The sequence below is a fragment of the Paenibacillus sp. J22R3 genome (assembly GCF_056269305.1).
Genome location: NZ_JBWDNS010000005.1, coordinates 47,998 through 74,405 on the forward strand (window position 1 = coordinate 47,998; position 26,408 = coordinate 74,405).

Annotated in this window: 21 protein-coding genes; 1 reads left to right on the forward strand and 20 read right to left on the reverse strand. The window is 49.2% G+C overall.

The window, feature by feature from the left end; genetic code table 11:
* Positions 1 to 6: 6 nt before the first annotated feature.
* The 14 genes from AC0YN4_RS21475 to AC0YN4_RS21540 form a co-directional block, all read right to left on the reverse strand.
* A complete protein-coding gene (locus tag AC0YN4_RS21475; protein ID WP_475836737.1) occupies positions 7 to 3,306 on the reverse strand; it encodes a UvrD-helicase domain-containing protein in 3,300 nt (1,099 codons plus the stop codon).
* The gene (locus AC0YN4_RS21480; RefSeq protein WP_475836738.1) at positions 3,299 to 6,196 is read right to left on the reverse strand and encodes a PD-(D/E)XK nuclease family protein; all 2,898 of its coding nucleotides are present in this window, start codon (positions 6,194 to 6,196) and stop codon (positions 3,299 to 3,301) included. Before AC0YN4_RS21480 ends, AC0YN4_RS21475 begins: the two co-directional genes overlap by 8 nt.
* A 228-nt stretch (positions 6,197 to 6,424) precedes the next feature.
* On the reverse strand, positions 6,425 to 7,189 hold the full coding sequence (locus tag AC0YN4_RS21485) for a DUF4230 domain-containing protein (RefSeq protein ID WP_475836931.1): 765 nt from the start codon (positions 7,187 to 7,189) through the stop codon (positions 6,425 to 6,427).
* Positions 7,190 to 7,599: 410 nt separating this feature from the next.
* On the reverse strand, positions 7,600 to 8,415 hold the full coding sequence (locus AC0YN4_RS21490) for a hypothetical protein (RefSeq protein WP_475836739.1): 816 nt from the start codon (positions 8,413 to 8,415) through the stop codon (positions 7,600 to 7,602).
* Between the two features lie 19 nt (positions 8,416 to 8,434).
* Positions 8,435 to 9,679, reverse strand: a complete 1,245-nt coding sequence (locus AC0YN4_RS21495; protein ID WP_475836740.1) for a vWA domain-containing protein — start codon at positions 9,677 to 9,679, stop codon at positions 8,435 to 8,437.
* A complete protein-coding gene (locus AC0YN4_RS21500; protein ID WP_475836741.1) occupies positions 9,657 to 10,010 on the reverse strand; it encodes a hypothetical protein in 354 nt (117 codons plus the stop codon). The genes AC0YN4_RS21495 and AC0YN4_RS21500 overlap by 23 nt, the downstream gene beginning before the upstream one ends.
* Before the next feature lie 136 nt (positions 10,011 to 10,146).
* The gene (locus tag AC0YN4_RS21505) at positions 10,147 to 11,097 is read right to left on the reverse strand and encodes a helix-turn-helix transcriptional regulator (RefSeq protein WP_475836932.1); all 951 of its coding nucleotides are present in this window, start codon (positions 11,095 to 11,097) and stop codon (positions 10,147 to 10,149) included.
* Between the two features lie 501 nt (positions 11,098 to 11,598).
* Positions 11,599 to 12,507: an HNH endonuclease gene (locus AC0YN4_RS21510; RefSeq protein ID WP_475836742.1), complete on the reverse strand. Its 909-nt coding sequence runs from the start codon at positions 12,505 to 12,507 to the stop codon at positions 11,599 to 11,601.
* A 65-nt stretch (positions 12,508 to 12,572) separates the two neighbouring features.
* On the reverse strand, positions 12,573 to 13,751 hold the full coding sequence (locus AC0YN4_RS21515) for a phospholipase D family protein (protein ID WP_475836743.1): 1,179 nt from the start codon (positions 13,749 to 13,751) through the stop codon (positions 12,573 to 12,575).
* A gap of 248 nt (positions 13,752 to 13,999) precedes the next feature.
* On the reverse strand, positions 14,000 to 14,329 hold the full coding sequence (locus AC0YN4_RS21520) for a hypothetical protein (protein WP_475836744.1): 330 nt from the start codon (positions 14,327 to 14,329) through the stop codon (positions 14,000 to 14,002).
* A 529-nt stretch (positions 14,330 to 14,858) separates the two neighbouring features.
* A complete protein-coding gene (rlmD, locus tag AC0YN4_RS21525; protein WP_475836745.1) occupies positions 14,859 to 16,349 on the reverse strand; it encodes a 23S rRNA (uracil(1939)-C(5))-methyltransferase RlmD in 1,491 nt (496 codons plus the stop codon).
* Positions 16,350 to 16,452: 103 nt separating this feature from the next.
* A complete protein-coding gene (locus tag AC0YN4_RS21530; protein WP_091224066.1) occupies positions 16,453 to 17,367 on the reverse strand; it encodes a diacylglycerol kinase in 915 nt (304 codons plus the stop codon).
* Positions 17,368 to 17,556: 189 nt separating this feature from the next.
* On the reverse strand, positions 17,557 to 18,408 hold the full coding sequence (locus AC0YN4_RS21535) for a sirohydrochlorin chelatase (protein ID WP_475836746.1): 852 nt from the start codon (positions 18,406 to 18,408) through the stop codon (positions 17,557 to 17,559).
* Positions 18,371 to 18,661, reverse strand: coding sequence for a YerC/YecD family TrpR-related protein (locus AC0YN4_RS21540; RefSeq protein WP_090978952.1), 291 nt, complete (start codon positions 18,659 to 18,661; stop codon positions 18,371 to 18,373). Before AC0YN4_RS21540 ends, AC0YN4_RS21535 begins: the two co-directional genes overlap by 38 nt.
* A gap of 236 nt (positions 18,662 to 18,897) precedes the next feature.
* Here AC0YN4_RS21540 and AC0YN4_RS21545 point away from each other — a divergent pair, with 236 nt between their 5' ends.
* Positions 18,898 to 19,521, forward strand: a complete 624-nt coding sequence (locus tag AC0YN4_RS21545; protein ID WP_475836747.1) for a hypothetical protein — start codon at positions 18,898 to 18,900, stop codon at positions 19,519 to 19,521.
* Between the two features lie 81 nt (positions 19,522 to 19,602).
* On the opposite strand, the gene AC0YN4_RS21550 is transcribed toward AC0YN4_RS21545, so the two are convergent.
* The 6 genes from AC0YN4_RS21550 to AC0YN4_RS21575 form a co-directional block, all read right to left on the reverse strand.
* On the reverse strand, positions 19,603 to 20,601 hold the full coding sequence (locus AC0YN4_RS21550) for an inorganic phosphate transporter (protein WP_475782536.1): 999 nt from the start codon (positions 20,599 to 20,601) through the stop codon (positions 19,603 to 19,605).
* Positions 20,602 to 20,619: 18 nt separating this feature from the next.
* Positions 20,620 to 21,234 (reverse strand): DUF47 domain-containing protein, encoded by a 615-nt coding sequence (locus tag AC0YN4_RS21555; RefSeq protein ID WP_090978944.1) that lies wholly within the window; start codon positions 21,232 to 21,234, stop codon positions 20,620 to 20,622.
* A gap of 264 nt (positions 21,235 to 21,498) precedes the next feature.
* A complete protein-coding gene (locus AC0YN4_RS21560; protein WP_475836748.1) occupies positions 21,499 to 22,308 on the reverse strand; it encodes a class I SAM-dependent methyltransferase in 810 nt (269 codons plus the stop codon).
* 21 nt (positions 22,309 to 22,329) lie between these two features.
* On the reverse strand, positions 22,330 to 23,436 hold the full coding sequence (locus AC0YN4_RS21565) for a DUF3048 domain-containing protein (RefSeq protein ID WP_475836749.1): 1,107 nt from the start codon (positions 23,434 to 23,436) through the stop codon (positions 22,330 to 22,332).
* A gap of 554 nt (positions 23,437 to 23,990) precedes the next feature.
* On the reverse strand, positions 23,991 to 25,499 hold the full coding sequence (locus AC0YN4_RS21570; RefSeq protein ID WP_475836750.1) for a sensor histidine kinase: 1,509 nt from the start codon (positions 25,497 to 25,499) through the stop codon (positions 23,991 to 23,993).
* Positions 25,499 to 26,317, reverse strand: coding sequence for a response regulator transcription factor (locus AC0YN4_RS21575; protein ID WP_475836751.1), 819 nt, complete (start codon positions 26,315 to 26,317; stop codon positions 25,499 to 25,501). The genes AC0YN4_RS21570 and AC0YN4_RS21575 overlap by 1 nt, the downstream gene beginning before the upstream one ends.
* Positions 26,318 to 26,408 lie beyond the last annotated feature (91 nt).

Genomic DNA, 26,408 nt, shown 5'->3' on the forward strand with positions numbered 1-26,408 from the left:
CAAGCTTCATGTTACCCAGATTCCTAACTGAATAAAGTATAAACCGACTTCTTTCACATTGTATCCGAAAGCCTGCTTCCATTCCAAAGCATAAGCCTGGACCTGCGGCCTATAGTAATCAATGAATGTTTGCAGCTTCTCTTCTGTTACGCTGTCCGTCTTGAAATCAATAATAACCCAGCCATCCTCTTCCTCAAAGAGGAAGTCAATGACTCCACGAACATGGGCATACTTCATTGAACCTGTTCCTTCTAATGCAGAAGCAACCTCTGACCCGGAATCCCCAACATCGCTAAATTCACTGATTCCGACGGTAAGCTTTCGAATCATCAAAGGAACCTCGAATAGTCGGCGGCGAGCGCGCAGGCTACGTTGCCACAGTTCGCTGGCCATTACGCTTCTCACAACCCGAACAGCTTCACTAATATGTTCCGCAACCATATCTTCCTCATCTGCTAAATAGCGCACAGCGTCCGCTATTTCCGACTCCGGCAACCCCTTGCCCAGCATTTCAATCGCCCGATGGACGACACTTCCAAATGCCATTCCTTTGCCTTCCGCGGACCATTCCGGCTTATCTCCAGTTGCTTTGGTTTGACCGGTAACTGACATAACCGCATAGGTAGGCTCAGTAATCGCATCTATCCTCTGCCTACGGACTTCCGCCAAATTTGGCAAATCTAGCCCCACTGTCAACTCAGTCTTCTTCTCTGGCTTTATCGCCGGCACATCAAGCTCACGTACGAGCTCCATACCATCTACAAGCGATGTCCAAGGGCACTTCGCCGGTTGATCTGGGTACAGGCTGATGACCAGCATCTGTTTCGGACGCGTAGCAGCGACATAAAACAACCGATCTTTCTCCGCATTTGAGAAAGCACGCTCTCGTTCGTTCATCTCACCCCAACCTAAAGGTTGAGCAATTACTTCTGTTTTAAACTCTCCGATTGATTTACTTATAGTAAAGTAACCTGCAGCCGGATCTGTCGAACGATCAATATACTGCGTCGCATCATGATCAGACTCCCCGCAGGGACAAGCCAAGAATATTACCGATGCTTCAAGTCCTTTGGCTTTATGCAGATTCATAATACGGACAGCCTGGTTGCCGCCAGCGTAAAGGCTCGACGTTTCCATTCCACGATCAGCGAGAATTTGCTCGATCGATCGACACAGTTCCACCCAACTTGAACTCGCCAAAAGATCTCCATGTAACAGCTGTAGCATTCTTACCAACGTTCCCGCACGAACAGAGCCTGCCGGAAGCGTCGACACGTACGGCAAAACACCGAGATCATCTACGATTCGACTGAACGCGGTCGCCGCGCTTAATGTACGAACCCACACCTTATATTTCTGAAGCCTTCCAAGTACCATAACAACTGCCTTGGCCTCATCCCTGCATGCTTCCAACGCCGGCAAGTCAAATAATGAAAATGAAAATCCTTCCTGTTTATACGCCCATAACTGCCGATCGCTCAAGCCAAACAGCATTCCACGCATAACTGCGAGCAACGCCGGTTTATCGGCGGAATCCTCTAAAAACCGTGCCAGCTGCAATAGTGCCAGTAGCTCCTCATAGACTGTCGTGCTGCCCGAAGTATCAGCCGGTACGCCAAACAAATCCAACTGTTCTGCGTAGAGGTGGATGAACTCCCTTGTTTTCGTCAGAATCAGAAAATCACTTGGAACCGCATCACGGCTTCCTCCATCACGATCAACAATCTGCAAGTTGCCATTATTACAAGCCCATGAGATATATTTTGCAATCTGCTCGGCATCTGTTTGTGCGACTACAGCTTTACCACCAGGCATTTTGGGATAATTAAGAACGTAAATACCATGTGGCGTTTTACGACCAGCTTTGGGATCGTACGCTCGCGTTTCCATCATCACAAACGCAGCCTGGTGCTCCGTCTCCGAAGGTGGTAACTTGCCGACAAACTGACCATTAATGAAATCGCCGATGGAACGTACAGAGCGGAAATTGGCTGTTAGACGTAACACAGCACCGCATTCCTGAATCCGTTTCTTGACTTCGTTATATATAGAAATATCCGCCCTGCGGAAACGATAGATTGACTGTTTCGGGTCCCCGACCACGAACAAGGAACCCGGCCGTGGTGTAAGCTGCCGCCAGTCTTTCTCGAATTCCCCATTCACCGAATCCCCTGTGAGCAGAAACATCAACTCAGCTTGAATCGGATCGGTATCCTGAAATTCATCGACAAGCAGCCTCTGGTATCGTTCGGCAAAATAGGCTCTTACTTCACTATTTTCACGCACAAGCTTGGCAGCTTCCATGAGTAAGTCTTGGAAATTTAGTTTTCCCGCGGCGTATCGGCGTGCTTCGCAATAAGCAATTATAGGCCGCACGAAGCGGATCAGCTTTGGATACATATATTCACGCCATTCCTGAAGGAACGGTAAAAGCACGTTGATCTGCCATTCGGGAAAAAGCTTCTTCATCTCGCCAGCATGTTCTTTGGATGTCCACCTATTCAGCGTCACATCGAGCTTGCGGTCAAACTCCTTTGCGATCTCGAGAATTCGCATATCATTCGACAGATCGACATACCTCATCTTCTGACGCGTCTGCCGAACAAGCTTCTGAACCGTATCCCAGCCTCTCTCAGGCTGGGTCGTCGGAATATAGGGCGCTGCAGCATCGAGCAAGGGAATCAGTGTATCCCGAATTCGATTAAAGTTGGGCTGTTCCCGTTCCTCGCAAGGGAGCTCGACATCCGTAAACAAAGACACACGATCGAATACGTCCCTAAGTGTGTTAACATCCACACGTAGTGACAATAATTCTTCGAATTGTAACGGAGCTTCTTCATCCAGATCAGCCATGTAATTATCCCAACAACTCGCACGGAATTGCTTATCGCTTTCTTCGTCCATTTCTTCAAATGAAGGATCCAGCCCTGCCTCAATTGGACGCTCTCGCAATAGCGATCCACAGAACGAATGTATAGTTCCGATAAAGATAAGATCAAGATTCCCCAGCGCTTCGGACAACCGCTCGCGCACTAAAGAAGCATCCGATGAAATTCGATATGCTTTCTCCAATGCCAGTCGGAAACGTTCTTTCATCTCGTCTGCGGCTTTGTTGGTGAAAGTAATGGCAGCGATTTGGCTGACGCTAACACCGGACTCGATCAACGCAAGAAGCCTGCCAACCAAACTGGTCGTTTTACCCGATCCAGCCCCTGCCTCAACGAGCAAAGTCGTACTTAAATCCGTAAGTATCCGATCACGGTCAGCCTGATCTGCAGGCCCTGTTAAGACATTCGGTTCAGCCAATTCTCTCCACCTCCAGCAGCGGGCCTAAAATATCAGCATTTAAAGACGAATCACGTTTGCCCTCCATCCACTCCGAGTGAGATCCACACACGGCCTGGTAATCACACCACCCACAGACCATTGAATCCTTAGCCGGGACATAGATTCCTCTATTTCGGGATTCCAGCAAATTAGCAACGATGGCAGTCAGCTCTTCTCTCCGATTCTGAGTTCTTCTTACATTCTCGCCACGCCCACGCTCCGTTGGAAAGTAATACTCCGCCTCAGCAACCTTGGCTTCGGGGTCTATCCCCGTTTCGCGAAGCCATTGTTCTACAGCGATTGAATATATAGCATGCTGCAGCTGTGTTCCTCCGCTGAAATATTCTAAAGCCTTGTACTTGCTTGTGCTACCCGTTTTATAATCGACAATTCGGTATTCGTGAGGTCCAATTCGATCGACCCGGTCGACGAAACCTCTCAGCTTAAAACGAATGCCGCCGGACAAATGAATCTCCATTGGCTCTCCATCATGCGTCGAGAGCTCTAATTCGAAGAAGCACGGCTGATCCGTTTTGCCGACTTCATTGAGATAAAAGACTTCCACATCTCCCCGTATTTCCTCACATTCCTTGGCGAATACATGCATGTTAGGAGCAGGGATGGAAAGCGCATTCTCCTCGATCACTGTTTCCATAATTTCAATCAATCGGCCTCTGTCATGCATAGCGGGTTTCGTACCCTTATCAGTAACTTCCTCTAGATACCTTCTAAAAACGTCGTGCAGCAAAGATCCTCTTTCGCTTGCTTGCAGCCAGTGGGTCCGATCGAACTCTGCAATTTCCTTCGGACGAAGCTTCAAAACGTAGTAAAAATAGTATTGCAATCCACAGCTCGCATACTTCTCCAACTGACTTACACTAATGATATCACGGCGTTGAACCTCTTCTATTTCATTAGACATTGTGGAAGGATTGATTTCCAACCAACCATCATAAGCTGAGAGCTTCTCAGCCAGACGGGAAGCTTGAGCTTGATACCCCGCGGCAAGAGCAGGATATGTTAGAAGCATTACCTTCCATCCATCCTTACGTTTGCTCCTTGGGTCCTGCAGCAGCCCTGCCCACGCATCGATTCCATCAATCGGAGCAGTTAATTCGGCTGCATGCATGATATCCATAACACTGTAAGGCTCACCTAAAGAATGCTCTAATGCCCCAAAATCTAATGACGAATCCCCTGACTGCAAACGCAGAACTTGAAGCATTTCAAAAGCCGGACCTTGGCTCTTTTGCTCCCCTATATCATAAGAGGAATAGCTTAACCAGATTTCACCTCGAATTTGCGACAGTCGGGACTCACGTTCGCTCCTGACATTCCTTGCATGTTCATGGGTAGGCTCCAAGTGCCTAGATAGCATAACTCGTTCTTGGTCCAAGAGAAGAGGGTCTTGCACTGCAGATATACTCCAAGCCCTCTCGTCCATACCCACGACCCATGTCCGCTCTCTCCCGCTCCATCCACCGTTTTGTAAAGAGCTAATATGAATCGCACCTGGTTTCGGTGTTGCCGTGGCGCGAATACGAATTCCAGCTAACATATCTTTCACGTATTGGACAGCCAAATCCATCTGCATAGATTCAGATGGACTTGCCCCGTAACGTTTAGTCATCTCCTTCAGCGCCGCTCCTACGTTCGCATCATCCAGTGACCGTGCAGGCACATATTTCTGAACAAAATCTGACACCCACCTTAACAGTAAAAGTGGATTCCATTCATTACCTTCGGTAAGCCGATCAAACCAATCCTTCAAGTAAGTATATAAAGCAGTGCCTTGCTCTCGCTCTTCATCACTCAGTCTTTCTGGACGAAGTATAGCAAGATACCTTTCCCTGCCCCAACCAATCCCGGACTTCTCCAGCAATCGAACCCATTCGGACCGAGACCAACATTCGTCTGAAAACGAAATATAGCCATGTCGCAGCATCTCCGTAAGCTTCTTTACCGGGAAGCCTTCTGCAATCCAATCAAGTATACCTACAGCCGCTTTTCCGGCATCACAAAATACAAGTGGCAGCCCGTTCGAGAGTGTATAGTCGATGCCCAGTGCTTCGGCATGCGAGTGAACAATGGGGGCAAAGTGTTCATAATCCGATAAAATGATTTCCATCCGATCAAGAGCCACGTGGTCCGATAGTATCCTGCGGAATCCCTCTCTAACTTCCGCTAAACTTCCGGTAGCACGAAACATAGTGAATTTATTTGTTGAAAAATCTTCGTTTATATAAAAGGGAACATCCGAATCAAGGATGCAGAGACGATCACCTGACAACTTGTGGATCATGTTCCGCTCCGCCCAGGTCCACCCTGTTGGCGTAAGTGCCAGATAGACGGTATCGTCCACTCCTGGTTTCAAGTATTCAGCTAATCCAGCAACATCCGTCCGGCCGTTTTCCCGCAGATACGTTTCATATGTTGCGAGCAACCGTTTCAAATATTCGCCTTTATACAGATTAGTGAAATGCTCCGCCTTCAATTCATCAGAACGAATACCTGCTAGCCGCATATCGGTTATGGCACGATTCACTTTGTTCACTATACCGGGCTTTAACATGGATTCAGTTATATAACTCTTCGGGTTCTCCTCGGCCAACTGCTTCATCAGCTGACGAACAACCCAAACAGCTTGCTCCTCTTCAAGCAAACTGATTTTTCTGCGAAACAGCTCTGACTTTGCATTTGCAGTCACTAATCCGCGAAGAGTCTGCACTTCTACATTAAAGATAGCTCCATGCCACTTACATAACCGCTCGAGGATTTGGTGTCCTTGCGCATAGGATCTGGCCAACAACACTTTCGGAGTCAAAGGAGCCTCTTTTATTTTCTGATACAGTCGATCGATCAAATCCATGATAAAGCCTCCTCGAGCGAATAATCCAATGGACCTACATTCTCTAAAACACACCTTCTTCTCTTCCACTATCCGGAAATGTAATGGTCCGGGTCATTTTCAAAGTGGAGCTTTGATACGTTAACGCTCGATAATTCGATTCCACGTCTTGAAGTGGACTTTTGCATTTTGGCCTCTCCAATGCCTTACATTGTTTAGTTGAAAGAACTCTACGGGCAGGCCGCCCCGTTAATTAAAAGTGACATTTACCGTATAACCAATATTTTTAAAGAATTCCTTTAACACTTTTTCTGCATTCTTCTCTGCAGTATCTAGTAAACCGACAGAGATAGCATCTTGATGTATTTGCTCTTGTGCTTCAGCGGCCTTATTAAACCCCTCATTCATTTTAATATCGGCACGGAAAATCCCACCATTTTCTATTGTTAGTATTTTATCCATCTGTAAGGACGGCTCCTGGATGATCTTTGCATGAGGAAGGGTAATATCTATTTTTCTAGTTTCTTCATCAATAACCATGTCCTCAGAAGTGATTCCTTTCAAATCAACACCAGCAATAACCGTCCCAGGTACAACTAATAGGAGTTCTCGCTTTGTTCCTGGCAGATCAAAAGGGATGTCTTTCCCGAAAATCTTATTATCCTCTTCGTGTATAACCGCTTTCATATGAGCTTCAGCTGTTGCCAATGTGGCAAGCTCTTGAACACGTTCAACAAACGTGACAGACTCTTGTTTGAAGTTACTGCCACCAAATAGCCGAATTCCTACTGAAGTAATGACTATAAAAACAAGGATGGCCAGTATAATCCTAACTCCAACAGCTGTTAAGGGAGACTTAAATATTCCTTTCAGTGGTGAAAAAGATCTTGCGTTATGATCTACCGCGATAGTTGCAGCACTTTGCATTTGTGCTTCCTTTAATTCTAATAACAGTCTTTCGAGCCGGGCAATTTTTTCGTCTTTTTCTTCTATAATTTCTCTATTTGTATCCATTTTTTTCACCTTTCATTTTTACTATTACAATGATTATTCTTTTAATCTACTAATCTATTATGTGCCACTTTGCGATCTCCTTCCATGACTGCAGCCTTCTTCCTCATCAGTTGTAGGCTTGAACCGCAGCAAGTACATCGCTTATCCTCGTTACAGAGTAAATACCTCTTCACGGCATTTTGTACCTCTGTCACTGTATAACCAAAGATTAATCGGAGCTCTGTCTTTGGCGTCATTCATCCTTCATCCCCAAGTCCTTCGATTTTATTTTGTCGAATAAACAATACAAATCCACCTGCAATCCCCCTATTTCATAATCCAATATACCTACATTCGCTGAGAGTTACCCCCATTCCTTCCTACAATCGGAAAACCAAGACACCGGAGCGATTAACCGGTGCCTGCATCGATTACAGCTTGTTTGTTACGAGCGCCAGTTGATCCGTTTGCCCGCCTAATTTGTTATCGACCGATACAATCCCGACAGGATAAGCAACCACTGTAATCTGATCTCCGACTTGAATATCGCCGCTTCCAACCATACTGAAGATATCTACGATCGTTCCGTCCGGGGCCTGACCTACAACCTCGGATTTAATATAGCTATCGCCATCTGGCGGGTAATCCTGAACGATAGCCACATCAACCGTGAATTGAATTGGCTTTCCATAATAGTTCCAAGGGGCTTTAAACACCGAACCTGACTTTTCAGTTGTTGGGGTTACAGCCTTGTCCCCGATTGCCTCAAGCATTTGAAAAGCTAATTGTGGATTCCCGTTTTTCAATGCATCCATCTCAGATTTATCCCAGTCAGGATCTTTAGCCAATTCCAGAGCGGCTGCCTTCTCTTCCTCTTCCTTTTTTGCCTTTTCAGCTTCCTTCGCCGCCTCTTCCGCAGCCCCAGCCTTTTCCTTATCTTCTTTCTCTTTCTGCTTAGCCTCTTCTTTCGCCTTGGAATCTGCTTCTTTCTTTGCTTGCGCGTCCGTGTCTACCTTGGCCTGGGATGCTTCTGCAGAGGATGTTACGCTCGTAGCGCTAGCCGCCTCCGTTTCTGGGTCACTCGGCGCAGTAACTCCAATCAATAGGAGTAAAACAACAGTCCCAACCGCGAACATCCAACGTTTTACCCTGCGCTTTAATATCTTGTCGAACATTTTGGGATAGATGATGCCGGCGATCGATGCGAAGAACAATAATGTGAAGATTGCCATTAAAAATGATGCCATGGCTATGTAGCCCCTCTCTTTACTTTCTTTTCATCCTGCGATACTTCTCCTGATTAAGCTCCTTACGCTTTTTACTCGAGTATTCGAAATTGTCTAGCTGGCTGTAAAGCTTCGCCGACTCTTCTGCCATAATCGGACTGTTCATTACAACCGACATTTGCAGCATTTGATCCGCTTGAACTTTCAGCAGCTTCTGCCCCTGTTCCATGTCGCCATTGTCGAAAGCCACCATGGCATCCTCGATGACCTTAGCCGACTTCGTCAGCTCGACCTGTTGCGCTACCAAAGCGTTACCAGGTTCGTTCAGCAGATTGATATCCGATGTGAACGAAGCAGATACATCAATGTTGAAACTGCATGCTATCGCACTCTCTGTAACGTCAATGTAGTCCCAGTTCAATTGAATCACGTTATGTTCGCCTTGGATGTGCGGGTGGAATGCCAGCTCGACAAGAATGGATTTTTCCTCGCCGTGATATATGTCTCCTAATTGGAGAACCGGCTTGCCAGACTGCTCCTCTGCCATATATCCGTAGATAGCAACAATTTGAGTACCATCCGAAGGAGTAAGCGTAAGTTTAACGTTCTGGGCAACCACCGATAGCAATCCCTCAAGCTCTTGTTTGAAAATTTCTGGGATACCCTCAGCCTTGTCGATATAATAGAAATTACCGCCGCCATGTTCGGCGATGCCTTCCATTAACCCCTCATCGAAACCATCTCCAACACCCATCGTACTGACTCCTACCCCGGACGAACGGTACTCTTTTGCAATCGCGAAAAGCTTTTGCTTATCCGTAATCCCTTCGTTCGCATGGCCATCGGATAGCAAAATGACCCGATTGACCATTCCTTCCGTCTTGTTCTTCCGAACGTGTTGTGCACCTTCGATCATTCCACCGCTAAGGTTGGTCGTTCCTCCCGTTTCGACGGATTCGATACGATTCTTGATCAAATCCTTATGCGTGATTTTGGAAGGAGGAATAATCGTCTGCACCTGATCATCGAAGGCGACGAGACTTAGCAGATCGGATACATTCATTTGATCGGCGACGAATTTACAAGCTTTCTTACTGTACATCAACGGTTCTCCAGACATGGACCCACTCCGGTCAAGCACAAGAGACAAATTAATCGGTGCCCGATTTTGAGCCTTCTCTCCTTCGTTTCCCCTCGCTTCGATATGCAAGTACACTTTTTCGGCTCCGCCGGTCGGTAAATAAACTTTGCCCCAAGCATGATTAAACGATATGGCTTGACTCACTATAATTCTCCTTCCTCCGAGTGGTTTTCATGATTTTCTGACTCGCTCGTCTATTTCTAAATGATTCCATTCTCGACCATTTATCGTTACTGATGAATTCCAAAATACCCAAACATGTGACAAGCGTAATTTCGTTCTTTTTCTTGTCTCGCACGTAACGCCAATAGGATTGCTTGAAATACAAGGCCAGTTTGCCTTGCAACTCTACGAAACACAATTCACCCCTTGTTAACTTTTGAAGCTGGTTTTGAAAACCATTAAAGTCGCCTTGGTATATCGCCGCTCTCTCACAATAACGTTCAAATGCGTGTTTCGTTATGATGAGCTTCATGGTCGATGCCTCCTCGTCTCGTCTTTGTACTTATATCTTAAAGTTTCTATTGGGCACCTATTTGTCAGCGAATAAACGTTCGCAAAAAAATAACCCCGCTTCAAAGTAGAAGCGAGGCTGTTCCTCTCCTGTATAGCTACTGATACATGCTGACCCACTGCGATAATTGATCCTTGAGCGAATCCCTAACCGATTTTGGTTCAAGGATTTCCGCAGAAGGCCCGTATTGGAGTACCCATTTCAGAAACTCTTTTTCATTATTAACGGTCACTTCGAAAATAAGGCTGCCGTCCTTCTGATCCTTCATACGCGGATGAACGAATAACTCCTCTTCCTTTATGTACCGGGCCACATCGGCGGAAAACCGAACTTTGAACGTCATATTCTTTTCCCCGCGATCGATCGACCACGTGTTTTTCAAATATTGCTTAATGTTGAAATCGCCTTTGTCGAACGACTGTCCTGCAATTTCTACCTTTTGAAAACGGCTGATCCTAAACGTACGGATATCCTGTTTTGAATGACAATAACCGAATAAATAAAATAGACGGTCACGAGGAACGAGATAATAAGGGTCGATTTTCCGTTCCGTCGTTTCATTACGGTACTGGGTGTGATAAACGGTGTCGATCGTCTTTTGCTCTATTATCGCTTGGATAATCGGCTGCAGGAAGTTAGGACTTTCTTTGCGGTAAGCAGGTGTGCCCATTTGAATAATACCTGCGATATCTTCAATGATATTAATCTGATCTGATTTTTGTTTAAAATGGGTTGCCATAACTTTATCATAAGCCGTCTGGAAACCAGGCGGGAGCTTATCTTCGTCCAATACAGAGGGAAGTAGCGAAAATACTAATGCCTCCTGCTCCGAAAAATTTAGCGGATACATAGAAAACTTGCCCATAAACCTGTAACCCTTCCCCTTGCCATCATTGGTTATAGGGGCTATCAAGTCGAGCAGTCTTAAATCCCGATATATCGTCCGTATGTCCACTTCACACTTAAAAGCAAGATCGTTGGCGGAAATGCCAGGGTTCGCTTGAATGGCGTTGATCATTTTAAAAATACGAATCACTTTATCTACCAAGTTAATCCCCTCAATTTCCCATAATAGGTAGCCGACATCAGTAACTATCGTATCATGGTTGAGAAAAATCATGAAGTAATAAACGTATTATCGTATCGTGGCGGATATTCTATGAAGACTAAGCGATAGTATTTCCTAATAAAAAGAAAGAACAGCCCTACTTGTAGGGCTGTTCTTTCTAAGGATTCAATTTCTGTACAATTCATTCAATCCTCGAAGGTATGAAGTCTGATCGATAAGTTACTGCACCATGATCAGTTCCTAATATAATCCTGCCTTCCGATTGACTGTTACCGATCACGATTAAATGGTCAATTAGTTGAAGCGGAGAGAGCAGGCACTGATACAGAAAATCAATCCAAATTCAATCCCTCCGAAATTACAATTACCAAAATTGTACTCAATTAGCCATTTCATTAACACAGTAGATTAATTTATTTGTTCCACTAAAGAATTGCAAAAAAAGATACCCCTTATGGGGACCTCGCTTCTGCTCTTATCTTAAATTAGCTTATTATTGTGGAGCTGACGATGCCACTGCAGGTACTGCAAATGCTTCGGATCTACGGTAATAACATCAGTCTCATGAACGTTCATGAACATCTTCGTTGTAATATCGAGTGAAGGGGAAATCATTATCTCGCCTGAATCCCTGAAGGAGATCCACCCCTTATCAAATAATGAGTCATGGCTCGGACAGAACAGGAATCCGTTATACGGATTTATCCGGTCGTCGGACGAGTCACACTTACTCCAAGACTTGATGTGGCTTGCAATAAGGAACCGTTCATCTGCAACGTTACATAGTCGGCACTTATTGCTTAATTTGAGCAGGTCTCGCTTGAACTTTCCCTGACCGATTCGAGCCTTGATCAACTGCTCTTTTACCGTAGCTGATAAAGGTGTGGATTCGACTTCTTTAGCTATTTCCTCCATCTCTTCTACCGTATCTCGCTGCAACTTCTGATTACTGAAAGGGTAGGTGTCCAACTGATCTTGCGGGATTAGCTCATAAATGAAGTCTTTCTTCTTGGTCAGATACGTTACATCTTGCGATGTCTTAGCAAAAGATCTCGGAATAAACGTAAAGTAACAGTAGTCAGTGTCGAACCCCTTACGGCTGAAGAATGTCCGAACCAGTAGAGTATGACTCACTTCGGAGGGGAGCTCTCGTACAGCAGTAACGTTAGGAGCAGAAATCGAGGTGTTCTTACCTTCAAAATGCCATCGGACTGTAACTTTAATCGACTCACCTTTATCACCATGTACGAAGTGAGTTTGTCCATGCTCAGGTTGAGTTGTCTTCGCCCCGTTATTTTTTAACCACTTCTCTGCTCTTTCTCTACCAAGCTTATGGAGCCATTCGTTCACAACAGGGTCATCACCTGTTGGAATATCTGTGTACTTCATCAATAATATCTCCGTCCCATTTGATTTGATTGCCCGGGCTTCGAGAGACTTAACATTAAGTAGAGTTACCCCAAATCTGTAACTCCATATTTATTAAATCGCTTATTTAGTTCATCAATTAGGAAATCATACGCCTCTCGGGTTATTCGAATATGTGAACGTCTAAAATGCATACTCTGCAAAGTCCCTTGACTAACATTTTTTCGTTTCCGTAATGACGGGAACGTTGCCTTACCCACGCTGTTATAGAGATCGACTAATCGGACACCATTTTTGATTGGTGCATCTATAACCTTACCATCTGTAAATTTTACATAGTACGGAAAGCGATGTTTCCAAGGACTATCCTTAATCTCCCCATCGTCTGCTACATTGTTCCGATTAAATCCGTCTGTCATCGTATAACCCACAATCATCGGGGTAGGTCTGCCTTGTTCATCATAGCTTACTATTGTTAAGAACATAGTGTCATCCTTCTGAATTCCACCTGGTTGCCGAGGAAAATATGTAGTATTTAGATCCCGTTTCCTGACTCCTTTCATTTGCTTATAATCATAATCGCTAGGTATCCGATCTTCTCCAGTCCCTTCAAACTTTAGCCAGATTCCCGTAACATCCTCTGATGCATCCGTATTTTCAAGGATGGATTCAAACAAATCGGGTTGAACAATTTTCTTAAGTGTGACACCTTTTTTGAAAATATTCGAATACGTAATATCTTTCTTTCGTTGGTTAGCTGCCATCTGGGGGACGTGTTTTTTCTCTTCATCAATCCATGCTTGGGTGACAATCCCTTCATTGCCGACTGCCTGGATCTGCTCAAGTAAGTCATAGAAATACTCATTTGCCTTCTCAGCTATCTCAGGCTCGTCATCCATTAAGACACAGATCTCATGATTGGACATGAATCCACCTTTCGTAAAGTTGGCTGAACCAATGATCGTTGAGTTCGTATCGAATAGATAGAGCTTGGAGTGCAGGTCAACTAGAGCATATATACTTGCCTTAGCCTCTAAAAGTCGCTCAAGACCATAAATACTACTAACTCGCTCAACAAAGTCTTCCCGGTAAAACCTTGTGATGACATTGCACTTCACAGTAGGATTTTTGATTAACCAGTCAGAAAGGAATGCTGCAGTCTGAGTCCCAATAAAAGGGGAGATGATATTCAACTCATCTTCTGTATCATTCAACAAGTCTTTGAAGCGATCCATTAAATCACTTGAAATCAGACTTACCGGCATTAGTTGTCCCTCCTATGATTACAGAATTGCGCTCTCTCGTTGTTAATGCAAACAACGCACATTCCCGCTTCTGCTCATGAAAACGAACATAAGCCACATGACCTTCGGTTGCTGCAAGTCTCATACGGCTTAAGCTACTCTGAGTAAATAAGTGGTCAAATACTTCCTCGGGTAGTTAGTGAAGAATTTCATTTTTAGACATTTACATTCTCATCTCTAGTATAATTCGGACTACTTCTATGAATTCGTTATACCACCATTCTATCTGATTGAACATTAAACTTATTTGGGTTTCCTTGAACTTGAATGAAGTTATCCCATATGTAGAGTTTCCAATGTTCACCTTCAACTCGGTTTATCACCTGAATATCAAAGGTCATCATTTTCCGTAGCTCTTTAAAATCTAAATAATAGATTCTGCTTCCTTCCAAGCGAACTGCTAATACTGCGATGTCTGCATCGTCTAAGAGTTCAACTTGTTTGATGGAGAGATCAAACCAGCCTTTACCGTTCTGATGGATCTTAGAGGATGGTGTGCAGACAACGATCCGCTTTCCTCCGCTTTCACCTTGAAACATGATTTGCTTTCTGTTAATCGTTGAGAGGGAACAGCCGTATTTGAGTTACCCTGTTAACAACGATTTTCTTATCAGGAACAGACATCTCAAAAACCTCCATATGTCGTATTTTTCCATATCATAACATAAGGGTTTGCAACCTGCAGATGATTTTGAAGGGCAAACAACCGCTCTTTATCCTTCGCGGTTAAGCATGGTTACAGTAGCTAAAGAAAAAAGCTGCCGAGAAATTCGGCAGCTCGGAAACTATCTAAATTGTGACCACCCAAACCCTATGACTATCCTTCAGAATTTCTTTTTCTTTACGATGAATTGTCCTGAAGTAGTTAAGATGAAGGTCCCTTCTAAGAGGTAATACGGATTTCCCATATCATGTTGAAAAGTGTGTGAAATACAATTATCGGTGCATGATGAATGAGATTAGCTTTCTGATCTCATATTTTCATTTAGTCAGAGATCTGTTCAATTTTTACATCAAGCTTAATTTTTATTATTAACAACCTGTACTACACTTGAATAGCCAATAAAATCAAGGTTGATTATACTCTGTTTCATTCCTCACCAGCATAGCCACCGATTCTACGTGAACGGTATGGGGAAACATGTCCACCGGCTGCACCTCAACCGTCCGATATCCGCCATCCTCTAACACGCGCAGATCGCGTGCGAGTGTCGAAGGATTACACGACACATACACCACACGTTCTGGGCGCATCGCCAGGATCGTCTCCAACAGTGCTTCATCGCAGCCTTTGCGCGGCGGGTCGACGACAATCACATCTGGCACGATGCCTTCCTTACGCCAGCGTGGGATTACAACCTCGGCTGGACCAGCCTCGAACGTGGCATTATCAATCCCGTTCAGCTTCGCATTTCGCTCAGCATCCGCTATTGCCTCCGGCACGATCTCAACGCCGTAAACATGGCCGGCTTGACGTGCCAAGAACAGCGAAATCGTACCGATGCCGCAATAGGCATCGATAACCCGCTCTCTCCCCGTTAGCGCTGCGTATTCGACCGCTTTGCGGTACAATTCCACCGTCTGCACAGGGTTCACCTGGTAGAACGACCTAGCCGAGATGGCGAAACGAATGCCATCGAGCTCGTCGTAGATAACCTCGCTGCCCCATAGCACTCGGGTCTCATCGCCGAAGATCACGTTCGTATCGCGCTTGTTCACGTTCTGTACGATACTCTTCACGTTAGGCACAGCCTCGCGAATCATATCAACCCAGCGATCCACTTGAGGGATGTGCTGGCCGTTCGTAATCAGCACAATCATCGCCTCGCCTGACACGAATCCAACACGCGTCATCACATGACGCAGCAATCCGCGTCCAGTCTCTTCGTTATAAGCCGAAATACCAAGCTCGCGGCCGATCGCTTTCACGCGGGCCACAATATCATCATTGTGCGAGTGCTGAATCATACACTCGTCCATGTCAATGATGCGGTGGCTGCCGCGCGCGTAGAAGCCGCCAATTAGACGCTCTTCTGAGAAGAGCCCGTCGCCGTCTCCTCCCATAGCCACAGCGGCCATGCCCATCGGCACGGACGCTTTGTTCCGATAGCGCCATGGCTCGTCCATCCCAACAGTGGGATGGACAATCACTGCATCCGATTCGAATGGATTGGTTGTGTCGGAAATAGAGGATGTAGCAACCCGCAGCTTCCCGATCCGCTCCAAATTATCCACCACATGCTGCCGCTTCCAAGCCAGCTGGCCCTTATAGCTCAGGTGCTGCAGCTGGCAGCCGCCACACTGCTTATAGATCGGGCAAGGCGCATCCACACGGTCCGCGCTCTTAACCAACAACTCCTGCAGCTTCGCGTATCCGTAGGTCTTCTTCACCTTCAGCACCTTCGCGCGGACGCGTTCGCCGGGAAGGGCTCCCTGTATAAAAAGGGTAAAGCCGTCTGCACGGCCTACCCCTTCGCCCTCATGCGTCAAGCCGACAATGTCGACGACGACTTCATCATTTTTGCTTACTGTCGGTACTTTAACCTTATTGTTGCTCATTGTACGTAACCCGCTCCGTTTTCCTCAATCAGTTGTCTTACCTATTTCATATCTCTGCTTCGAGCTTATCTCGCCATATATCCATCTATCTGCTTCGTGCCGTTTATTTATAAGTAGAATTGCCAGCTTCATCTACGATAATGTTCAAATGCGACGGCAGCACTGTAAACGTACATGGCAGCGTACCGCCATACTCGCCGTCCAGGTTGAGTTGCACGTAATCCGGTGTCGTGACGATCAGCTCGCGCGTCTGAAAATGTACCACATGCGGATCATGCAGATGCTCGCCGCGCAGCGCCAGGGATGCCAGCCGGATGAATTCGCCGAGGTTGCATTTCTTCAGCACGACCACATCGAACAAGCCATCGCTCAAGCTCGCCTCAGGTGCGAGCTTCTCGAAACCGCCGACCGAATTGCTGTTACAGATGAGGAACATCATAATCTCCTCATGGATCTCGCCGATCTCCTTCGCCTGGAGCCGCAGCTCCGTTGGCCGAAGGCGGGTCATTTTCTCCAGACCCTTCATATAATAGGCCAGCTGCCCGATCATCGTCTTCAGCTTGCTCGGCACTTCATAGGTCAGCTCCGTCAAGGAGCCCCCGCCTGCAATATTGATAAAATACCGCTGATTCGCCCGTCCCAGATCAATCGGCTTCGTGTACTGCTGAATGATGAGATCGCACGCGTACTCCCAGTGCTTCGGAATGCCAAGCGCGCGGGCAAAATCATTCGTTGTCCCGAGCGGCAGAATCCCGAGCGGCGGCCGTACGTCCTTCTCCGCCAAGCCGTTGATCACTTCATACAGCGTCCCGTCGCCGCCGGCCGCGATGATCATATCGAAGCCGCGGTCCGCCGCTTCGGATGCCGCAATCGTCGCATCGCCTTCGCTCACGGTGGCGTGGCAGCTCGTCTCGATGCCGCCGCGCTCCAGCCGCTGCAGGATATCCGGCAGCCGCTTCTTAATTTCCTCCCGACCCGATGTCGGGTTATAGATCAATCTCGCCCTCTTAATCGTCACCTAGTCCACCTCCGGCACATTCACTCCGGACCGTGTACGGCAGCGCCTCCCGCGCATCCGTAAACACGGCAACCGGCAAGCATCCTGCTGCCCGTATCTTCTCACGTTCTCTACTCTCTACTATACACCTAAATGACGAACTTCCCAAACGCGCCTCGCCAGTTATTCCCAGCGACGAGCGACAAGTCATCACGCACCATTCAGCTCACTCAGCCAGCTCTCGATCTGACGTTCCATCCAGCGCACAATGTACGGATTCGGCAGCAGCGCGCGGCCATTGTACCGGTAGTCCAGCCCTTCAAGCCGACCCGGAATGACCGTTCTTGTAAAATAACCCTCACTCAGAAAGAGAGGCACAACCAGGAACGAGTCACCTTCATATCGCCGCTGCAGCGCGCGCAGCTTGCAGGCTGCCTGATTCGGCAGCAGCATCGCAATGTCTGCGCCGGCAAACCCGCCAAGCTCGCGGACACGCGCCGCGAGCTGCCGCATGCCGCTTCGCCAGCGGCCGTGAAAGACCGCCTCGCGCGAACCATGCGCGACGAGCAGCAATCGCTCCCGCGCGGGCACCGACGACAGCTCCGTAATATTGCCGAGCAGCAGCTCGGCAATATCCGCGTCGTCGTCGATCGGCAAGCCGAAGCGGACGCTCATGCCCGCGCCAACCCGGAACGGCGCCAGCTCACCGCGGCGCGCCGCCGATACCGGCTGAGCGCCGAGCGCTTGCGCAATGTCGTCCACATGCGTACTGCCGGACGACACAAAAAGCGGAAGGACGTAGAGCTCCGTCACGCCTTCCGCTTCTAGCTGATCTATGCCGTCTTGGATCAGACGTCCTTCCACGATCTCCAGAAAAGCCGAGACAACCGGCAAATCGGCGTTAGCAAGGTTTTTTTCTCCCCACTTAACACCAACCGCCCCAACCGCCTCATCAACAAGCTTCACCCAGCCCGCCTCGCGCGAGCCATGACTAATCACCAAGATGCCTGGCTTCCGCATCGGGTTATCGTCCTGCGCGCTCCAGCGCCATCTTGTATCCATCGTTGCCGTAGTTCAGGCACCGCTTCACTCGCGAAATCGTCGCCGTGCTTGCGCCGGTCTCTGCTTCAATCTGATTATATGTCGCACCCTTGCCAAGCATGCGTGCCACTTCAAGCCGCTGGGACAGCGACTGGATCTCGTTTACCGTACACAAATCATCAAAGAACACATAGCATTCTTCCACCGTCTCCAGCGTTAGAATTGCTTCAAACAGCTGGTCGAACGTCTTGTCATTCAGCTTCTTTAATTGCATCGTCCGCACACTCCTACTTGAACTATTAAGCTAATTGTATTCGTTTCTCTACTATTATTCAAGCATCACCGTTGTAGCGCTTCACAGAACAGAAGGCATACTCGGCCCACGACCAGCGTCTAATGTTCCCCTGCATCAGCGGAAATTTATTCCGAAAATACGGGCATTCGTCCAGTCCGTATGTTTGCCTATCCCATAGACTACTATATAAAACGCCAAAAAAGGTTGTGATCTGCGTGAAATACCGCTATGATCCACCCGCCGGCAGCTACGAGCAGCAGCGCCAGAGCGGCGGGCAAGGTCAAGGCCTGCATAATGAGCGGCAGCAAAGTCCTTTTCCGGGTATATCTGATCCATTTCAAGGCTTGAACACTAACAAAAGCGTCGGGCTAGGGAAAACCCCGGTCCCGTTCTCATCCTCCGAGTTCTCAACCGGAGTCCCATCCATTACGATTCAACCGCCATCAGGCCAGCAAATTATACCTCTTCCGGAGTCTGACGGCAATCTCCCTTCGCTAATCGAGCAAACCAAAGTCGAAGAGAAGACCGACGCCAAGTCCGGCTTCAACCTCGCCACCAGTCTTAATGACCTCAAGGGCGTAGTGGACCGCATGGGCGGAATCGACGGTATTGTGACAACGATGGGCAAAGTTCAGAAAGTGGTCGGCAGCATCACCCAGATGGCGCCGCTGATCAAAGTACTTGCCGGCTCCTTCGGGAAGAAAGGCGCCAGCGTGACCAGCACCGATGACGACGATGACGCACCGCCGAAGCGCCGCAAGCGCAAACGTCGGCGTACGGCCACAGGCAAATCCGGCGTAACGCCCGGCGGCCCGCGCCGCAGACGCCCGCGTAGATAACCGCCGCGACAAGCAAAAAAGGCTGAACCTCTCCGCAAGCGCACCTAAGTGCCGCTTGCGAGACGTTCAGCCTTTAACATTTTAGATAAACAAAGCGATAACTTGATAAATCAGCGCCGCAAGAATCATCGTAATCGGAATCGTGATGATCCATGAGATGATAATCTTACCCGCCAAGTCCCATTTCACGGCGGAGAAGCGTTTCGCGCTGCCCACGCCGAGAATGGAGGAGGTAATTACATGCGTCGTACTTACCGGCAGATGCGTCATCGTTGCCGTCAAGATAACGGTTGCCGATGTGATATCCGCCGCGAAGCCGTTGATCGGCTCGATTTTGAAAATCTTCGTGCCCATCGTCTTGATGATCTTCCAGCCGCCGATCGACGTTCCGAGCGCCATAGCCGTAGCTGCGGAAACCTTGACCCACAGTGGAATATGATCGGTATTATCTTGGATGCCCGCTGTAACCAGCGCGAATGTGATGATCCCCATCGCCTTCTGCGCATCATTCGTACCATGTGTGAACGATTGGAACGCCGCCGTCAGAATTTGACTCGAACGGAACACCTTATTGACATGATGCGGACTGGATTTGGCAAAAATCTGCTTCAATATCCACATCACGATAAAGCCCCCGGCGAATGCGATGAGCGGCGAAAGAATGAGTGCCTTTAAGATATCGATAAATCCGCTGCCATTAATAGCGTCTAGTCCAGCAGAGCTGACAACAGCCCCGGTCAACGACCCGATCAAAGCATGTGAAGATGAAGATGGAATACCGAACCACCATGTCAGCAGGTTCCATGCAATGGCCCCGATCAACGTCGCGACTACAACCTGCACGCCGTGGTCCAGCGTAGCCGGATTCGCGATTTTGCCCCCGATCGTCTTCGCCACGCCTGTAAACATAATCGCCCCGACGAAGTTCATCACTGACGCAAGGATAATCGCCTTCCGCGGCGACAATGCCCGAGTAGACACGGTCGTCGCGATTGCATTCGCTGTATCGTGGAAGCCATTGATAAAGTCAAAACCGAGTGCTAGAAAAATAACGATGCCGACCCAAATGTAAATGTCCATACCTGCTCGTCCCGCTCCTTAGCTGTTGCGCATAATGATGGTTTCGAGTGTGTTTGCGACATCCTCACAATAGTCGGTCGTTTGCTCCAGACGCTCATAAACCTCTTTGCGCTTAATCAGCTCAATCGGATCCTTCACGTTCGTGAACAAGCTCTTTACGCTGATGCGAAGCAGGTCATCAGCCTGGTTCTCAAGCTCATTGATATGGATAGCAGGCTCGCGCATGGCAAGCAGCTTCTTCTCGGATAGCAGGTAAATCGCTTTCTTGATTTGCTGCGCGCAGCGAAGGATATTCTCTGCGAATAGAGTGACGTACTCGTCCGGCTCCGTAATGTTGTACATTTCGAAACGGGAAGCACAAGCTTCAATGCCATCTAGCACATCATCAAGCGATGTAGTCAGTTTCATAATATCTTCTCGCTCAATTGGCGTAATGAACGTTTTGTTCAGTTCAGTCAGAATCGTATGTACATGACGGTCGCATTTGCTCTCATACTCTTTCATTGTTTTCGCAAACTGTCCGACATCTTTAATTTTGGAGACGTTTTGTTCAAAATAGTGCACGCCTTCCAAAATCGTATCCGCCATCGCTTCCAGTGTCGTAAAGAACACATCGTTCTTTTTCTTAAACATAACTATCCCCTTCGCTGTCGCGCTAATTTGATTGCCGGCAAATTTCATCAAACTCCATATGAAACCGACAATATCTTATCATAGAATACAACTCGATTGTTAAGCGATTGTAAAGGTTTTATGACTATTTTCAAAAAACGTACATTATTTTTCTCCGGGGACCGCCTTGCCCTTCTATTGTTTTCCGGCACATCCGATTTTAACCGCCTCCGGGGCAAAAAAAAGAAACCGGATTACCTCCGGCTTCTGCTGATTTACAGTCATTTACAGCTTCTCGGCTGCGATTGTAAATGTCTTCGGAATGCCTTTGTCGAACACGTCGGACGAGGCGTTCGGCAGCTCTTCAAGCAGCTTGATGCAGAGCCCCCCGGAAGCAACTCCCGTTACGATCTCCCCGAGTGTCCAGTTGCGCAGCAATACTTTGGGAACATCCACTGCCCCGCCTTGCTCCTCCGACATAAACTTGGAGAACGCGACTTCCTTCTCCTCCAGCTCCGTGCTGAAATAATCGCCGTCCACCTTGTGCTTGCGAATGTTCGCCGTTGTGCCGCGCGAGGAGATCAGCTTCGTGGAGACCGGATGGAAATCCTGCAGCACCAGCGTACCTCCTTGGCGGAGTAATCCGCGGACAACCTCAAACAGCTGCAGCAGATCTTGAAAATAATGCAGAATCCCAAACTCCATATACACGATGTCGTAGCTGCCGTTTAGCACCTCGTTAGGCAGTTTCAGCACATCCGCAACGATGTAGGTGAGCGGAACACCAGCTGCTGCGGCTAGTTCCGTTGCATAGCGCTCGTTCTCCGCGGAGAAATCGATGACGGTTGCATCTGCGCCAAGCAGCGCAAGCGCAACGGCTTTATTGCCGTTCGAGCCAAGCAGATTGACGATCCGCTTCCCGCTCACATCTCCCATATGCTCAAGTGCCGAACCGACACGTTTCTCGGGTGCCGATTTGATTTTGCCTGCCGCCTCAGCCGGTGTGCCGAAACGCTTCAGCCACGCCCCATATGCGCCGGTGTTCCAGGACTGTTCATTTTGCTTCGTAGTCGATTCCAATCTCTGTTCCTCCACGTTACACGTCTAATCTATTCATTATATGCCGAGCTTCACATGCCCCGCAAACGTCGGCGTCATCGGAACGATGTGATAGAACGTATGTCCCGGTACGAACGGCAGCTCCTGCCCGTCCTTCATGAGGCGAATAACGCCGTCACTGCTGCGCTCCCATGTGCAGTCGACTTCCTTGCCCTTCTGGATCAGCATCGCCGGACCGCCGCTTTCGAGGTCAATCTCAAGTCTGCCGTAGTCGTCGTAGGTCTTATGCTTCGCGCCGATGACGACCAGATTCGTTGCCGTCAGCTGATTGTTCGTTGTCAGATCGGTATGCGGTTTGCCGTTAATCGAGCGTTCATAGAGCCCCGTCGCCTCATTGTAGCGGTAGGACAGCTTATAATCCTTCAGCAGAAAATGAATCTCGACCGTCGTTGCCGCCGTTCCCGCTGCCGTCGCCCCTTGCTCGGACCAAGTAAACGTCGGGATCTCGACGGTTTCGGCATATTTCTTCTTCGCGGCTCCGGCTCGCAGCTTCTCCAAATTGGAGTATAGATTGTGCGGCGGTTTGCGGAACGATTCACGGTAGAAGTACGCGCCTGCATTGGAGATTTCATCTAAGTAATCTTTGTTATGATGCTGCAGGATATCATAGCCATCTGTGCTCGCGCCTGCATGAGCCAGTACAGAATGGTAGGCTTCGCCGATCCGAATCAGATAAGGGCGGTTGCTGCGAATCGGGCCGATCGGATTCGTTGAAGTATCGCTTTGGAAGACGGCTACAAGGCGCGTAATGCCGCCCTCGGCAAGCACTTCCCAGACGACATCGGCGTTCGGCAATCCCGATTGCGGACGCGCCGCAGCGAAATTGTTGACCATCACGGCGATGGGCCGCAGCGTGGCTTCGCTATCCAGCGGCAAGCCGGTCAACGGTGCAATATATTGAGGCGGATCCACAGCGGGCGGATCAACCGGCGCCGTCTCTGCAGGCGCTTCCGCTGGTTCCGTCGGTTCTTCGGCAACCGGTGGCGTATCGTTGACGTTAAGCTTCTTCTCGTTGCAGCCCGTGAGCACCATACCTGCCATTAGCAGCATGACTACGCCAAGCACGAGTGTAAAGCGAAAGGATGACCGTTTAGCTTGCTTCATCTGCGAGCCCACCTTCTGGAAGAATTGAGTAGTTTGGATATTATTTATTAAACCACAATAGCGGTGGAATTGTCTTCCGCAGTTGCTAAGAATGAACATTCTGACTGAAACTCCCCCACACTAACACCTTGCGGTTCGTAGAAGCTCGAATCCACGAAATCCACAGATTCGTTAGATGTTCGCAGCAAGTGTCCCACTGGTGCAGAATCCCTATTGCGTGGGGAGCCAGGTACCAGTTGCGAGAACAAGGATGCGGAGGGAGCCGGGTACCAGATGCGAGGCGCAGGATGATTGATCTACGATGGCGAAATGCGCGAATCTCCCCTCCTCGCATACTCCCCCTAAGATTTGGCACACTAATTCTATCTCGCTTCACCCGAGGGGGCTGTGTATGCCAGCTTTTATCGACTGGATCACCGCACATTGGTTCTCCAGCCTTGTCATCCTATTGGCCATCTTCGCGATTGCCTATGTAACCAAGAATCACAAGTCGCTGTTCTATAAAGAATAGATGTTAGCTCAGCAAATAACCCGGTCGGCCGCTGCCGATCGGGTTATTTGCTGTTTGCCGCGTCCGGCGGCTGTTGGTGTGGCGTCTGTTGCTGTTGCTGCCTTTCCTGCTGTTGCTGTTGTTGCGGCTGCTGCAGATCCTTCTGTGGCGGCTGTGGCTGCTGTGCGCGGATCAGCGGCAGTGCAATCGTCACCGTTGTGCCTTCGCCAAAGGTGCTCTCCAATCGGAAGGTGCCGCCGTGCAGTTCGACGATCTCTTTGCAGATGGCTAGGCCCAGTCCGCTTCCGGAGCGCTGGCTGGTCCCTTTGTAGAACTTCTCGGTGACATGGGGCAAATCCTCAGGCGGAATGCCGCTCCCCGTATCCTGAATCCGGATTCGCGCCATCCCTTCGTCTTGATCGGCAGTTACTGTAATCGTCCCATTCCGCGGAGTAAACTTAATCGCATTGTCGAGAACATTGATGAATACTTGCTTGAGCCGATTGGCATCCACTTCGGCAACGAGCGGCTTATCCCCTCCGGTTCCTACAATGGCAATCGATTCACGCTGTCCGCGTGCTTCGAACTGGCGGAGCGTTTCCTCGATCGTCTTCCGTATGTCGAGCGACTCGGGATGAAGTACGATGCTCTTGGCATAGAGCTTCGAGAAGTCGAGCAGATCCTCTACGAGTCCCGCCAACCGTTCCGTCTCCCGGTCAATGATCGCCAGCCCCAGATTCAGCTCTTCGACATCGCTCGGATCGCCGGAGGCCAGCGTCTCGCTCCAGCCTTTAATCGAGGTAAGCGGCGTCCGCAGCTCATGGGAGATGGAAGAGATGAAGTCCTCCTTCAGCTTCTCCCGCCGCGTCAGCTCCGAGGCCATCGTGTTCAGCGTTTCCCCCAATCGCCCGATCTCATCTCGATCATGCGGCGCTGCGCGGCGCGTCCAATCGCCTTCTGCCATCTTCTCCGCAACTCGCGTCAGATTGCGGATCGGTCTGGCGATTCGGTTCGCGATCAACACGCTCATCGTGAAGAAGAGCAGCACGACCACCGTACCGACAAGCAGTGTAATCCACAGCACGTTGCGGACGGTTGTGTCCACTTCTTTGAGCGAAGCGGTATAGCGAAACATCGCCACCACGCGCTGGCCCTGCTTGACCGGCAGCGTAACCGCTGCGATTCGCTCGTTCGTCAGCGGGTCTGTGCCGCGCCAGACCCCTTTTCCGCCGTAGATCGCCCGGCTGACATCAGGCGTCTCCGCAAGCTTGCCATCGCCGCCAAGTCCGTTGCTATCGACGACGATAACTCCGGAGCCGGTAAGCAGCTGGAGGTGGGCTGTGCCTTCGGACATATTTTGCAGCATGTATCTGGCTTTCTCTCTCATCGGTTCGTACGCGATCATCCGATTATGTAGGGCCGCCTCCGTCTCTGCACGCTGCAGAACAGAGCCGACCGCGCTGCTGTAATAGTAGTTCCAGACGAGGGTCACGAACATCGAACCAAGCATCACGACCACGAGCACAATCAGGATGCCATAGCTCCATACGATGCGTGTGCGCAGACTTCTCATTATTCGTCGCTCCGTTTCCAGCGGTAGCCATACCCCCACAGCGTCTCGATATGCTGCGGATCGGATGGCTGAATCTCGATCTTCTGGCGGATGCGGCGAATGTTCACGTCGACGATCTTCAGATCACCGACATAATGGCGTCCCCATACCGCATTCAAAATATCATCGCGGCTAAGCCCCTCGCCCTCCCGTTCCATCAGCAGCTTCACAAGCGTCCATTCCGTCGGCGTCAGCACGATCTCGACGCCATCCTTCCAGAGCCGGCGCTCCGCTGAAGACAGGCGGAACGCCCCCGAGCTCAGCTCGCCGGGCCGCTGCGGCACCGGCTGCGCTGCGCCTCCCGCCGAGGCGCCGGAGGCCCCTTGCGCCGCCGACGCGGGCAAGGCTCCTGCCTCGGCAGCGGAAGCTCCTGCAGCCCCGTCGCCGCCAAGCGCCGGCTCCTCCCCAAGCGGCTGCATACGCCGCTTAAGGGCGTTCAGCCGGGCGACAAGCTCGCCCGGGCTGAACGGCTTCTGCACATAATCGTCCGCGCCAAGCTCAAGGCCGCGGATCTTATCTTCCTCCTGCGACTTCGCCGTCAGCATGATGATGCCCATGCGGGGAAATTGCTGCCTAAGCTGTTCGCACACTTCAAACCCACTGATACCGGGCAGCATCAGATCAAGCAGCGCAACATCAAAAGGCGGGGAAGCCGCCAGCGCAAGCGCCAAAGCAGTTTCCCCATCCTCGGCCTCCGTCACTTCCATGCCGCCTCGTTTTAAATTAATGCGGACAAACCCGCGAATCGCTTCTTCATCCTCGACAATTAATATTTTCAAAGCAGCAGTTCCCCCTCTTTTCTCATCCAAGTGAAACGGCGGCTCTCGCCCTCCTCTTGGAGTCGCAGCTCGTTTCATTCCTTTAAAAATA

Bases quoted from the DNA above. Each gene is read 5' to 3' on its own strand.
- AC0YN4_RS21555 (WP_090978944.1), bottom strand. From the start codon at position 21,234: ATGTTTAAGAAAAAGAACGATGTGTTCTTTACGACACTGGAAGCGATG.
- AC0YN4_RS21485 (WP_475836931.1), bottom strand. From the start codon at position 7,189: ATGGATACAAATAGAGAAATTATAGAAGAAAAAGACGAAAAAATTGCC.
- AC0YN4_RS21510 (WP_475836742.1), bottom strand. From the start codon at position 12,507: ATGAAGTACACAGATATTCCAACAGGTGATGACCCTGTTGTGAACGAA.
- rlmD (WP_475836745.1), bottom strand. From the start codon at position 16,349: ATGAGCAACAATAAGGTTAAAGTACCGACAGTAAGCAAAAATGATGAA.
- AC0YN4_RS21565 (WP_475836749.1), bottom strand. From the start codon at position 23,436: ATGAAGCAAGCTAAACGGTCATCCTTTCGCTTTACACTCGTGCTTGGC.
- AC0YN4_RS21535 (WP_475836746.1), bottom strand. From the start codon at position 18,408: ATGGATACAAGATGGCGCTGGAGCGCGCAGGACGATAACCCGATGCGG.
- AC0YN4_RS21570 (WP_475836750.1), bottom strand. From the start codon at position 25,499: ATGAGAAGTCTGCGCACACGCATCGTATGGAGCTATGGCATCCTGATT.
- AC0YN4_RS21490 (WP_475836739.1), bottom strand. From the start codon at position 8,415: ATGGCATCATTTTTAATGGCAATCTTCACATTATTGTTCTTCGCATCG.
- AC0YN4_RS21540 (WP_090978952.1), bottom strand. From the start codon at position 18,661: ATGCAATTAAAGAAGCTGAATGACAAGACGTTCGACCAGCTGTTTGAA.
- AC0YN4_RS21550 (WP_475782536.1), bottom strand. From the start codon at position 20,601: ATGGACATTTACATTTGGGTCGGCATCGTTATTTTTCTAGCACTCGGT.
- AC0YN4_RS21500 (WP_475836741.1), bottom strand. From the start codon at position 10,010: ATGAAGCTCATCATAACGAAACACGCATTTGAACGTTATTGTGAGAGA.
- AC0YN4_RS21515 (WP_475836743.1), bottom strand. From the start codon at position 13,751: ATGCCGGTAAGTCTGATTTCAAGTGATTTAATGGATCGCTTCAAAGAC.
- AC0YN4_RS21480 (WP_475836738.1), bottom strand. From the start codon at position 6,196: ATGGATTTGATCGATCGACTGTATCAGAAAATAAAAGAGGCTCCTTTG.
- AC0YN4_RS21520 (WP_475836744.1), bottom strand. From the start codon at position 14,329: ATGTTTCAAGGTGAAAGCGGAGGAAAGCGGATCGTTGTCTGCACACCA.